This is a genomic window from Flavobacterium sp. (genome assembly GCF_039595935.1).
Classification (GTDB): Bacteria; Bacteroidota; Bacteroidia; order Flavobacteriales; family Flavobacteriaceae; genus Flavobacterium.
Genome location: NZ_JBCNKR010000006.1, coordinates 2084904 through 2098492, shown reverse-complemented (window position 1 = coordinate 2098492; position 13589 = coordinate 2084904). Strand labels below are relative to the sequence as shown.

General features: G+C 32.3%; 12 protein-coding genes. All 12 read left to right on the top strand.

From position 1 onward, the window contains the following. Positions 1–8: 8 nt before the first annotated feature. The 12 genes from ABDW27_RS18815 to ABDW27_RS18760 all read left to right on the top strand — a co-directional run bounded on the left by ABDW27_RS18815 (position 9) and on the right by ABDW27_RS18760 (position 13539). Complete coding sequence (locus ABDW27_RS18815) at positions 9–1025, top strand: MoxR family ATPase (protein ID WP_343697280.1); 1017 nt, start codon at positions 9–11, stop codon at positions 1023–1025. 72 nt (positions 1026–1097) lie between these two features. Then, a complete protein-coding gene (locus tag ABDW27_RS18810) occupies positions 1098–2429 on the top strand; it encodes a DUF58 domain-containing protein (protein WP_343697279.1) in 1332 nt (443 codons plus the stop codon). A 53-nt stretch (positions 2430–2482) separates the two neighbouring features. Further along, on the top strand, positions 2483–2785 hold the full coding sequence (locus ABDW27_RS18805; protein WP_343697278.1) for a hypothetical protein: 303 nt from the start codon (positions 2483–2485) through the stop codon (positions 2783–2785). Between the two features lie 57 nt (positions 2786–2842). Next, a complete protein-coding gene (locus ABDW27_RS18800; protein WP_343697277.1) occupies positions 2843–3793 on the top strand; it encodes a hypothetical protein in 951 nt (316 codons plus the stop codon). A 115-nt stretch (positions 3794–3908) separates the two neighbouring features. Next, positions 3909–4994, top strand: coding sequence for a phosphoglyceromutase (locus ABDW27_RS18795; RefSeq protein ID WP_343697276.1), 1086 nt, complete (start codon positions 3909–3911; stop codon positions 4992–4994). A gap of 166 nt (positions 4995–5160) precedes the next feature. Further along, entirely contained in the window at positions 5161–5949 is a 789-nt protein-coding gene (locus ABDW27_RS18790) for an RNA methyltransferase (protein ID WP_343697275.1), read from the top strand. A 346-nt stretch (positions 5950–6295) separates the two neighbouring features. Then, positions 6296–8518, top strand: coding sequence for a RelA/SpoT family protein (locus tag ABDW27_RS18785; RefSeq protein ID WP_343697274.1), 2223 nt, complete (start codon positions 6296–6298; stop codon positions 8516–8518). Between the two features lie 88 nt (positions 8519–8606). Then, positions 8607–9065 (top strand): transcriptional repressor, encoded by a 459-nt coding sequence (locus tag ABDW27_RS18780; RefSeq protein ID WP_012024289.1) that lies wholly within the window; start codon positions 8607–8609, stop codon positions 9063–9065. A gap of 95 nt (positions 9066–9160) precedes the next feature. Further along, a complete protein-coding gene (locus ABDW27_RS18775; RefSeq protein WP_343697273.1) occupies positions 9161–10432 on the top strand; it encodes an adenylosuccinate synthase in 1272 nt (423 codons plus the stop codon). A 54-nt stretch (positions 10433–10486) separates the two neighbouring features. Continuing rightward, a complete protein-coding gene (locus tag ABDW27_RS18770) occupies positions 10487–11068 on the top strand; it encodes an NUDIX domain-containing protein (protein ID WP_343697272.1) in 582 nt (193 codons plus the stop codon). 39 nt (positions 11069–11107) lie between these two features. Next, on the top strand, positions 11108–12601 hold the full coding sequence (locus ABDW27_RS18765) for a S41 family peptidase (RefSeq protein WP_343697271.1): 1494 nt from the start codon (positions 11108–11110) through the stop codon (positions 12599–12601). Continuing rightward, positions 12598–13539: an alpha/beta hydrolase gene (locus tag ABDW27_RS18760; protein ID WP_343697270.1), complete on the top strand. Its 942-nt coding sequence runs from the start codon at positions 12598–12600 to the stop codon at positions 13537–13539. The genes ABDW27_RS18765 and ABDW27_RS18760 overlap by 4 nt, the downstream gene beginning before the upstream one ends. Positions 13540–13589 lie beyond the last annotated feature (50 nt).

Genomic DNA, 13589 nt, shown 5'->3' with positions numbered 1-13589 from the left:
ATCAAAACATGGACGATATTAATAATACACCAGAAACAGAAATCACAAACGAAAATGTGAATTTTGAGACCAGAATAAACCTTGCGCCGCTTTTAGATCACGTAAATGCAATTAAAAAAGAAATTGAAACCGTAATTGTAGGACAGCATAAAATGGTAGACCAGCTTTTGGTTGCTATTTTATCAAACGGACACGTATTGCTTGAAGGTGTTCCAGGAGTTGCTAAAACTATCACGGCAAAATTACTGGCAAAAACATTAAATATTGGTTTTAGCCGAATTCAGTTTACACCGGATTTAATGCCTTCGGATATTTTAGGAACTTCTGTTTTTAATCTGAAAAATTCAGAATTTGAATTTAAAAAAGGGCCTATTTTCTCTAATTTAATTTTAATTGATGAGATCAACCGTGCCCCTGCAAAAACTCAGGCTGCACTTTTTGAGGTAATGGAAGAACGCCAGATTACAATTGATGGTTCAGGGTATAAATTAGAAACTCCGTTTTTGGTAATTGCTACTCAAAACCCAATCGAACAAGAAGGAACTTACCGTTTGCCAGAAGCGCAATTAGACCGTTTCTTGTTTAAAATTACGATTGATTATCCAAAATTAAATGAAGAAATTCTAATCATTCAGAGAGAACATTTATTACAGGATCACGGAAAATTAGAAGCAATTCAAACTCTTCTTTCTTCATCAGAAATAAATCAATACCAGGCTTTAGTAAAACAAATTAGAGTTGAACAAAACTTATTAGAATATATTGCCAGAATTGTTGTAAACACACGCGAAAATGCCTTTTTATATTTAGGAGCTTCACCTCGTGCATCGATTGCAATTTTGAATGCTTCAAAAGGTTTTGCAGCCATTCGCGGACGTGATTTTGTTACTCCGGAAGATATTAAAGATGCGGCAATTCCGGTTTTACAGCACCGTGTAATTGTAGCGCCAGAGCGTGAAATGGAAGGAATTACAAGTTCTGAAATTATCAAACAAATTATCGAAACGGTAGAGATTCCTAGATAATTGTTAATGGTTAATTGTTGAGGGTTGATGATAAAAAAAACTGAAACCTTAAACTTGAAACATCAAACAAAAATGAAATTTATAAAAAGCCTTTACCTCAATAACTTCTTTTTCTATGTGCTTTTGGGCATTATAGCTTTATTTGTGTGCGCTTTTATTTTTCCTAATTTGTACAATGCCGTTTGGTTCATTGTTTTGGTTTTGATTACTTTTTTAGGTTTGGATATTTTACTTTTATATCTGGCCAGAACAGGAATTGTAGCGGAAAGAATTGCTCCCGAAAAGCTTTCAAATGGAGATTTAAATCCAATAAACATTCAAATCAAAAATCATTATACCTTCCCTGTTTTGGTGAAGATAATTGATGAAATCCCTTTTCAGTTTCAGGTTCGCAATTTTAAATTGGTAAAAAAATTAAAAGCCTCCGAAGAAAAAGAATTTGGATACGATCTTCGTCCAACAGAACGCGGTGAATATCATTTTGGATATTTAAACATTTATGTTTCTTCGCCATTTAGGCTAATTTCCAGAAGATTTTCTTTTGCAAAAGATCAAATGGTGCCAACTTATCCGTCGTATATTCAATTAAGAAAATACGATTTACTGGCTTTTTCGAATAATTTGTATCAATACGGAATAAAGAAAATCCGCCGAATTGGTCACACAATGGAGTTTGAACAAATCAAAGAATATGTTCAGGGCGACGATCTTCGAACTCTAAACTGGAAAGCCACTGCAAAGAAAAATGCATTAATGGTCAATCAGTTTCAGGACGAAAAATCGCAGTCTGTTTATATGGCTATAGATAAAGGACGTGTGATGCAAATGCCTTTTGAAGGCTTAAGTTTGCTTGATTATGCTATTAATTCGACTTTGGTTTTATCAAATGTAATTCTGAAAAAACAAGATAAAGCCGGACTTTTCTCTTTCTCTAAAAAAGTAGAAAACAGAGTTTTTGCAGAAAGAAGAGGTTCGCAGATGCAGAAAATTCTGGAAACTTTATACAACATTAAAACTGACTTTTTTGAAAGCGATTACAGCCGTTTGTATGTTGACATCAAAAAAAATATCAATCAGAGAAGTTTAATTATTCTGTATACCAATTTTGAAACAATGGACGGTTTAAATCGTCAGCTGCCTTATTTAAAAGGAATTGCTAAAAGTCATTTACTGGTTGTGGTTTTCTTTCAAAACACAGAATTGAATGCCATCATCAACAAAAATACCGAAACAATTCAGGAAGTTTACGATAAAGTAATTGCTGAAAAATTCATGTTTGAAAAACGTCTTATTGCCAACGAATTAAAGAAATACGGAATACATTCGGTTTTAACGCAGCCTGAGAATTTGACTTTGGATGCTATTAATAAATATTTGGAGATTAAAGCGAGAGGGATTTTGTAAGTTGTTAAATGTTATTTGTGAGATGTAAGATGAATAAATGAATATATTAATTTATGAATGAACTTGAATCTCATATTTTTACATATGTTGTTGAATTTCGCGGAGGAACATATTGTACTCAAGTAAAATCTGAAAATATAGAAAACTCAGTTTTTAAGTGGCTTGAAAAAATAAAAGAAGAAAAAAAGGAAATACACTATTTAGGAAGCAAAACACTTCAAGAATTAGAATTTCAAATACTTAATCAAGAGGTTTTTCCAACTAAAGTAGAGAAATTAAATAACGTTTGGTTTTTAAATTTTAATTGTAAATCAGGTTCTTTCCTTATAAACATTATAAAAACTTCTGCTATATAGGTATTGCATAAAAATCATTTGTTGTCGTTTTGTAAAATATTCAATTAAAACCTTTAGATGAAAAAATTACTTTTTACCCTATTCATTTTTATTACTTTTTTATCTCACGCTCAACAAGTCGAAACTATTACAATTCCTAAAGGAGTTGTTTACAATTACTGCAGTGTTAAAACACTCGAGAAAGCAAAAAAAATACTTAGTAACAACCTATCTGCAGATAACGATTACAAACTGGTTCAGGAACATTTAATCGTAGGCCCAATATTATGGGAGCGATATAAGGACAACGAGAATATTAAAAAAATACCAAATGGAAAAGTTCAGTTTCACGTTGATAATTTAGTTTTAGATGGAAAAATGACTCAGGACATCAATGATACTAAAATAATCTGGGATGAATTTAGAAAGGAAGTTGCACAAGATTACAAAATAAGAAAAGCAACCGAAAATGAATTAAATTATTACTGGTCAGTAATTTCTTTTGACATCGAGGAACCATTACTGATTGTAGAAACTAAAGAACACAATTACATTTTAAATATTTTAGAAAAAGACTTAAAATTACTCTGGCTGGATGAAGCTCCTAAAAAAAATAACACTTTGACAGCCAATTATTCTGGTGTCAAAAAATATCAAAATGGAGAAGAAATTGATTCAATCCCTAAAGGAGAAAAAGAAACCAGCATTGAAAAAGTTATGCTCTTAAGTACTGATGATGTCATAATCGCAAACAGTTCTGTTGAAGATATTACAGATATTTTAAACAAAACAAATAAAATATTTGATGAATTGTTTAAAGGTTCTGAAAAATCCGGAAGAATCAGAATTCAATTTGAATTAAAAAAGGATAAAAACGAAATAACTTATGCTGTTAAAGACGATATTGATTTAGATATTATGAAAGTCTTCGAACAAAGAGTAAATAACGAAAATTATCCAAAATCTAAAAATGATCCTGTTGTAATTCAATTATTTTACAAAGTGAATTCATTTAATGATGTTGAATAACTTTTTGTCCTTTATTTACTTTGTTAAGTAATGGTTATATTAGAAAACATCAGTAAACATTTTTTGAATTATTGATTAGTTTTGAATCTCAAACTAACTTCTAAAATTTTAAAAAATGAAAAAATCAATTCTAATTTTATTCATTTTAATCCCCTTTTTATCTTCTGCACAAAAAACAGAAAACATCATTATCATTACTACCGACGGTTTTAGATGGCAGGAAGTTTTTAAAGGATTAGATCCAGTAATTGCCAACGATAAAAAATTCAATCAGGGAGACAGTACTTATATTTACAAAAAATATTCAGGAGTAGATTTTGCTTCATCACGTAAAAAACTGATGCCTTTTTTCTGGTCAGAAATTGTTTCGAAAGGGCAAATTTACGGCAATCGTGACTTAGGAAGTAAAGTAGATGTTTCAAATCCATATTGGTTTAGTTATCCTGGTTATAGCGAAATCATGACCGGAAACGTTGATATCAATGTAAACTCAAACGGATACAAACCCAATCCAAACGTAAATGTTCTGGAGTTTCTAAACAAACAATCCAAACTAAAAGGTAAAGTCGCGGCCTTTGGTGCATGGGATGCTTTCGATAGAATTTTAAATGAAGAAAGAAGCGGTTTTCCGGTAATTTCTGCTTTTGATAATGTGGGCGGAAACAAACCTACTGCAGCTCAAAAACTTCTAAATGAAATGCGTAACAATTCGTTTAAGCCGTTTCATGAAGATGAATGTCTGGATGTTTTTACACATTATGAAGCATTAGACGAACTCAAAACCAAAAAGCCAAAAGTATTATACATTTCTTACGGAGAAACCGATGAATGGGCACATCATGGTCATTACAGATCATATCTGGATGCTGTTAATCAGGTTGATAAATGGATTCAGGAAATCTGGGATTTTGTACAAAATGATCCGCAGTATAAAAACAAAACTACTTTATTAATAACCGTTGATCATGGCCGCGGCGATAAAATAAAATCACAATGGACAGATCACGGAGCTGATATTGCTGGTGCGTCGCAAATTTGGTTTGCTGTAATAGGACCTGAAATTGCTCCAAAAGGCGAAATCAAAACAAACTCTCAAGTGTATCAAAAACAATTTGCTCAAACCATTGCAAAAATAATGGGTTACACTTTCACCACAGATCATCCGGTTGCCGAAGAAGTTAAAGAAGTGTTTGAAAAATAGTTTTTTTGCCACGAATTCACGAATTATTTAATTTTGAAATCAATCTAAAATTCGTGAATTCGTGGCGAAAAAATTTTACAGCTAAACCTACAAGGTTTTAAAAACCTTGCAGGAAGAAAAAATCTCAGTACCTTAGCACCTTAGAATCTTAGTAGCTAAAAAAAAAATGAAACAAATAACTTCAGTTCAAAATCCGTTTATAAAATCACTTGTTTTACTTCAAGAAAAAGCAAAAGCAAGAAAACAAACCGGAACATTTTTAATTGAAGGACAACGCGAAATTTCTTTAGCAGTAAAAGGAGGTTACGAAATTGAAACCGTTTTATTCTTACCGGAATTAGCTTCTGAGAATCAGATAAAAAACCTTGTTTCTTCATCAGTTCAGCTAATTGAAATTAACAAGGAAGTTTATCAAAAACTCGCATATCGCGACACTACAGAAGGCATTTTAGCAGTAGCCAAAACAAAATCTTTAAAATTATCAGACTTAAAACTATCTGATAATCCTTTAATTTTGGTTGCCGAATCTCTTGAAAAACCGGGAAATATAGGAGCTGTTTTACGTACTGCCGATGCAGCCAAACTTGATGCTGTTTTAATTGCAGATCCAAAAAGCGATTTATACAACCCAAATATTGTTCGCTCAAGTGTTGGTTGTCTATTTACCAATCAAATTGCAGTTGGCACAACACAGGAAATCATTGCTTTTTTAAAAGAAAAAAAGATCAATTTTTATTCGGCAACTCTTCAAAATTCAACTTCATATCATACACAAAACTTCACTACTCCAACCGCATTAGTTGTGGGTACAGAAGCTACAGGATTAACACAAGAATGGCGTGATGAAGCAACACAAAACATCATTATCCCAATGCAGGGCGAAATCGACAGCATGAACGTTTCCGTTGCGGCCGCTATTTTAATTTTTGAAGCTAAAAGACAAAGAGGGTTTTGATTTTAGATTTTAGATTTTAGATTTTAGATTTTAGATTTTAGATTTTAGATTTTAGATTTTAGATTTTAGATTTTAGATTTTAGATTTTAGATTTTAGATTTTAGATTTTAGATTTTAGATTTTCTAAAAATCGCTGCGCTCTTTTTTGGAATTTGGGATTTAAAAAATTGGAATTTATTTTCAATGATTATTTTTGTCAGGCTGAGCGAAGCCGAAGCCCTTTCACACAAGAAAAAAATCTAAAATTACACCTTCAAAAATCTAAAATCTAAAATCTAAAATCAACAATCCATTCCCTTGTGTATGTTCGAACTTATTCTTATTTTTAGTACTTGAATATGCCGTTATGACAGAAATAGATATAGAAAAAGAAAACAAAGCAATTGCGCACGAATACAAGGAATTATTACGAATTAGTTACCAGACTTTAGACACCGCCGATAAAAAATTAATTCGGAAAGCATTTGATGTTGCCGTTGATGCTCATAAAGAGCAAAGACGTAAATCTGGCGAGGCGTATATCTTTCATCCTATTGCAGTTGCAAAAATCGTTGCCTCAGAAATTGGTCTGGGAGCGACTTCTATTGCCGCGGCATTATTACACGACGTTGTAGAAGATACTCCGATTACGGTTGAAGATATTGAACGTTTATTTAATCCGAAAGTTGCACAGCTTGTTGAAGGTTTAACTAAAATTTCATTAGTCCAAAAAGACTTAAATGCATCGATGCAGGCGGAAAATTTCCGTAAAATGATCCTGACTCTTAATGATGATGTACGCGTAATTTTGATAAAACTGGCCGATCGTCTTCATAATATGCAGACAATGGATTCGATGGCGGAATATAAACAAACCAAAATCGCATCTGAAACGCTTTATATTTATGCGCCTCTTGCCCATCGTTTAGGACTTTACAATATTAAAACTAAACTGGAAGATTTAGGATTAAAATATACAGAACCAGCAATATACGATGACATTGTAAGCAAAATTAGAGAAACCAAAGAAGAACAGGATGCTTACATTAAAGACATTTCGGATGTATTGAAAAAATCTCTTGATGCTGAAAATATCGATTATATTATAAAAGGACGCCCGAAATCTATTTATTCAATTCGTCGTAAAATGCGCGCGCAAAACGTAACTTTTGATGAAGTTTACGATAAATTTGCGTTGAGAATTGTTTATAAATCAGATCCGCATGGCGAAAAGTTCATTGCCTGGAAAATATATTCAATCGTAACCGATCATTACAGACCAAGTCCAAGTCGTTTGCGTGACTGGATTTCATCTCCAAAATCAACTGGTTATGAAGCACTTCACATTACTGTAATGGGGCCAAAAGGACGCTGGGTTGAAGTTCAGGTTCGAAGCGAACGTATGGATGAAATCGCCGAAAAAGGTTACGCAGCACATTATAAATACAAAAATGGAGCAAGTGAAGAAAGTGGCTTAGATACATGGCTGAACCTTCTTCGTGAAGCACTGGAAAATCCAGAAACAAATGCAGTAGACTTTGTTGAAGATTTTAAAATGAATTTATATTCTAAAGAAATCTTCGTTTTTACTCCAAAAGGAGAAATAAAATCACTGCCAAAAGGCGCAACTTCTCTTGATTTTGCTTTCAGTATTCACTCAGAAATTGGAATCAAAACCAGAGGAACTCGTGTAAACGGACGTTTGGTTCCTTTAAATCACGAACTTAAAAGCGGTGATCAGGTTGAAGTTATTACATCAGCTAACCAAAAACCAACGGTAAACTGGCTGGAATATGTAACTACTTCGCGAGCAAAAAATAAAATCAAAAACCTTCTTAACGAAAATACCAAAAAAATTGGCGAGGAAGGGAAAGAATTACTTACACGTAAACTTAAACATTTAAAAATTACACTTAACGAACAAGTTACAAACGAGTTAGTTAACTTTTTTAAATTAAAAACCAGTTTAGATTTATTTTACCGCGTTGGAATTGGCGCAATTGAAAATCAACAATTAAAGGATTACGCAGCTCAAAAAGGAAATACGTTTATCAATTTCTTCAAAAATAAAATTAAAAGAAATAAAGATACAACGGCAGCCGAAGATATTCACAAACCCGTTATCAGCAGTAATTATGACATGCTGGTTTTTGGAACAGAGCATGACAAGCTCGATTACAAACTCTCACAATGCTGTAATCCAATTCCGGGTGATGATGTTTTTGGCTTTGTTACTATAAACGAAGGAATTAAAGTGCATAAAAAAGATTGTCCGAACGCTATTGGCATGCAGTCAAATTACGCATACAGAATCATGAGCGCCAAATGGATTGATTCTTCTCAGGAAGAATTTAAAGCCATTATCAATATAACCGGAATGGACGTTTTAGGACTTACGAATCAATTAACCCGTGTAATTTCGAACAATATGAGTGTTAATATTCAAAGTATTTCGTTGAGTACAGATGCCGGAATTTTTCATGGACAAATTGCAGTTATTGTTCAAAACAATACCATTTTAAAGAAAATGATCAATGCAATTAAAAAAATTGACGGTGTTGACAAGGTTACAAGAGAGTACAGAACCTAACTTTTTAGGGAAACTATAAGAATTTTGTAACGAAACTTTAAACCCGAAACTTTTATTCATTAAAAATAAAAAATTATCTTTGCCGGATATGACACTTATTTCAACTGACAACACTAAGAATCAAGAAATTGTAAAAAATGTTTTTACACTATATCTTGAACAAAAAGGGCATCGCAAAACTCCTGAGCGTTATGCTATACTTCAGGAAATTTACGATAGCGAGGAGCATTTTGACATAGAAAACCTATACATCAAAATGAAAAACAAAAACTATCGTGTGAGCAGGGCTACGCTTTACAACACGATCGAGTTATTGTTAGACTGCGCTTTGGTTAGAAAACATCAATTTGGACAAAATCAGGCTTACTACGAAAAATCATATTTTGATAAACAGCATGATCATATCATTATGACGGATTCGGGTGAAGTAATCGAATTTTGTGATCCAAGAATTCAAACCATCAAAAAGACGATTGAAGAAATTTTTGATATCGAAATCACAAATCACTCGCTTTATTTCTACGGAAACAAAAAGCAAAATTCATAGTCTTTAAAAAAGACTTTTTCAAAAAATTAAAAAAAGAAAATTAACTACATAATCAGTGGGGCAAATTAGACTGTCCCAACGCAAATTAAAACAGAATGACCGTAGATTTATTACTAGGATTACAATGGGGAGATGAAGGTAAAGGAAAAATTGTTGACGTTCTTACCTCAAATTATGATATTATTGCACGTTTTCAGGGAGGACCAAATGCAGGACATACATTAGAATTTGACGGAATTAAGCACGTACTTAGAACTATTCCTTCTGGAATTTTCCATAAAAATTCAGTAAATATTATCGGGAATGGAGTTGTGATTGATCCGGTAGTTTTCCAAAAAGAAATCGAAGGTTTAGAAAAATTCAACCTTGACATTAAAAGTAAACTAATCATTTCTAGAAAAGCACACTTAATTTTACCAACTCACCGTTTACTTGATGCTGCATCTGAAGCATCAAAAGGAAAAGCTAAAATTGGTTCTACTCTTAAAGGAATTGGACCAACTTATATGGACAAAACGGGTAGAAATGGTTTACGTGTGGGTGATATTGAATTAGAAGATTTTAAAGATCGTTACAGAGCTTTGGCTGACAAACACGAAGCTATGATTGCTTTTTATGATGTTAATATTCAATACAATTTAGCTGAACTTGAAAAAGAATTTTTCGAAGCTATCGAAGAATTGAAAAAATTAGATTTCATTGACAGTGAAGAATATATGCACCAGGCTCAAAAAGCAGGAAAATCTATTCTTTGCGAAGGAGCTCAGGGATCTTTATTAGATGTTGATTTCGGAACTTACCCTTTCGTAACTTCATCAAATACTACTGCTGCCGGAGCTTGTACAGGTTTAGGAATTGCACCTAACAAAATCAAAGAAGTTTACGGAATTTTTAAAGCTTACGTTACACGTGTTGGAAGCGGACCTTTCCCTACTGAACTTTTTGACGAAGTGGGTGCTACAATGGCAAGAGTGGGTAATGAGTTTGGATCTGTAACAGGAAGACAAAGACGTTGCGGATGGTTAGACTTAGTTGCTCTTAAATATGCTGTTCAGGTAAATGGAGTTACTCAGTTAATGATGATGAAAGGTGATGTACTTTCTGGTTTTGAAACTTTAAAAGTTTGTACTGAGTACAACTACAAAGGACAAAACATTTCTCACTTCCCTTACAACATTGAACCAGAAAACGTTACTCCGGTTTACAAAGAGTTTAAAGGATGGAAACAAGATTTAACTGGCTTGACAACTTACGATTCATTGCCAATTGAGCTAAAAGAATATATTGAGTTTATTGAAAAAGAAATCGAAGTACCAATCAAAATTGTATCGGTTGGACCAGATAGAAAACAAACAATAACAAAATAATACATCTAAAACGCTCTGATAATCAGAGCGTTTTTTTATGCAATTTTTTCCCTTATGAAAAATCCAGAAGTTAAAATTAAAGAAACTAAGTTATTATCAGACAATTGGTATATTCTAAACAGAGTTACTTTTGATTATAAAAAAGAAAACGGTGTAACAGAAGTTCACACACGCGAGGTTTATGACCGCGGAAATGGCGCCGGAATCTTATTGTATAATTCAAATAAAAAGACCGTTATTTTAACACGTCAGTTTCGTCTTCCAACTTTCTTAAACGGAAATAAATCCGGAATGATGATAGAAGTCTGTGCCGGACTTTTAGATAAAGACAATCCTGAAACCGCCATTATTCGCGAAACCGAAGAAGAAACGGGATACAGAATTAAAAAAGTTCAAAAAGTTGTAGAAACTTATATGTCGCCCGGAGCGGTAACCGAAATTCTATATTTATTTGTTGGGGAATACGATGAGAGTATGAAAGTAAGTGAAGGCGGCGGACTTGATGCTGAACAGGAAAATATAGAAGTTCTGGAATATACTTTTGATGAAGCTTATGCTATGATTGAATCTGGTGAAATAACCGATGCTAAAACTATTCTGCTTTTACAGCATGCAAAAATTAAAGGCTTGATTTAAAGTTTTTTTGAGTAATTTTAATTTCTAAAAAACTTTAAAATGCTCAAATCTAAAATAGTTTTTTTTCTATTATTACCCTTTTTTCTAACTGCCCAAAATGAAAAGTTTCCGGCTGAAAAGCTAAAACAAGATCTTACTATTTTTAGAGAGATAAGAGAAAAAGCTAATTCAGGAGTTTATAAATACAGAACAAAACAGCAGATTGACAGCATTTACAATTGGGCGTTTACTCAGGTAAAACAACCCAAAACGTTGTTGGATTTCTACAAAATCATTTTAAAAATTACCGATTTTGAAGGCAGTCTGCATAACGATACTACACTTCCTGATGATTTTCAAACAAAATATTCATCAGGAAATGTTTTCTTTCCTTATCCTGTAAAACTCATTGAAAACAAACTCGTTATTAATTTTCAAAATAATGAAATTCCGTTAGGTTCTGAAATTCATTCTGTAAATGGCATTAAAACTAATAAAATACTAAAGGATTTTGAGAAATATTACACAACAGACGGTTACAATATAACCGGGAAATCGATTGGAATTGACGGTTCTTTTGGCAGATATTTTGAACTGGAATATGGTCCTCAAAAGAAATTTACAGTAGAATATTCGTTTGCAAATCAAAACAAAAAAATAAAAAAGACTATTTCTGCGGTTTCAAATCAAATCCGAAAAGAGAATTTTAAAAACAGGCATTCACTTCCTATAGACAGCCTGCAATACAATAGAGCAAAAAACAAATATTCATTTAGGATTATTTCAGAAAATACAGCTTTACTTTCTGTTCATACTTTTGTTATTGGCCGAAATGCCAAACACAAGGAACATCTGGCGTACAAAAAGTTTCTGGACAGTTGTTTTCAAAACCTTTCTCAAAACAATCAAATAAAGTATTTAATCGTTGATGTAAGAAATAACGGCGGCGGAACTGACCCGAATGACATTGTTACTTTTTCGTATCTCACACAAAAACAGTATCGGGAAAATGCATCGGCTTATGTCAATTTTCAGGAAATTCCTTTTTCGGAATATTTGGTTTATGAAGAAACTGAGCCGCAGAAAAAACAAGAAGAAAAAAAAGATTTTGAAGAGGAATTAAAAGAAGAATTTCCAAAACTGGAAAATGGAAAATATTTGCAGAATGAAAAATTCAACGAATTACTTCAGCCAGATTCGAAAAACTTTAAAGGACAAATTTATTTATTAATAAGTCCGAGAATTGCGTCTGCCGGCTCTCTCTTTGCTTCTTTAGTTGCCGGAAATACAAATGCTATAGTTATTGGAGAAGAAACTATGGGAGGTTATTTTGGTCATAACGGCCACACTCCTATCGAATATGAATTGCCAAACACAAAAATCAAAACACAATTTTCGATTGTAAATCTGGATCAGGATGTACCTAAAAAGTCAAATCAGATTTTCGGCAGAGGTATTATTCCAGATCATGAAGTCAAACAAAATTTTAAAGATTTCATGCAAAATACAGACACTCAGTTGGAATATACTTTAAAATTAATTGAACAGAAATGAAAATATTTAAGAACAAATATTTTAAAATATTTGTATTCCTTTTTATTGCTCTAAATACAATAGCATTTATTCATGCTTATAAATTTACTCATTTTGCAGAATCAAATTCTCAAAAAACTCAAAGTCCAGAAAAACTTTCTTCGTTTGAAAAAGCAAAAACTTTATTGTTTGGAGTAAATAATCCAAAACCTCAGAACAAAAAAGTTCCAACTCAAAAATATCAAACTATAAAATTAAAAAGTAATAAAGAAATAGAATGCTGGTTAATTAAAAATGAAAAATCCAAAGGAACAATAATTTTATTTCATGGGTATGGAGGAGAAAAATCTTCAATGATTGATAAATCAAATGAGTTTTTAAAACTAGGTTTTAGTACAATGCTAGTAGATTTTATGGGAAGTGGGAATTCAGAAGGGAATCAAACAACAATTGGTTTCAAAGAAGCAGAAGAGGTAAAAACCTGTTTTGATTATATTTCATCTACAGGAGAAAAAAACATTTATCTATTTGGAACTTCAATGGGAGCTGTATCTATAATGAAATGTATAAATGATAATAAAATCAATCCAAAAGGAATTATTATTGAATGCCCATTTGGCTCAATGTATCAAACTGTATGTGCCAGATTTAAAAAAATGAATGCGCCAAGTTTTCCAATGGCAGGAATTTTACTTTTTTGGGGAGGTGTACAAAATGGCTTTTGGGGATTTAGTCATAATCCATCAGAATATGCAAAAGGTATAAACTGCCCAGTTTTATTACTTTATGGTGAAAAAGATAAAAGTGTAAGCAGATCCGAAATTGATGAGATTTACAAAAATTTAAAAGGTTTGAAAAATTTAAAAGTCTATAAAAACACTGGGCATGAAAATTATCTTCTGAAAAATAAAATACAATGGGGTCTGGATGTCAATTCCTTTATCATCAATTTAAAATGAAAATCCCGAAACCATTTCAAAAAATTATGTAACCCTTTTCAGCTATCATA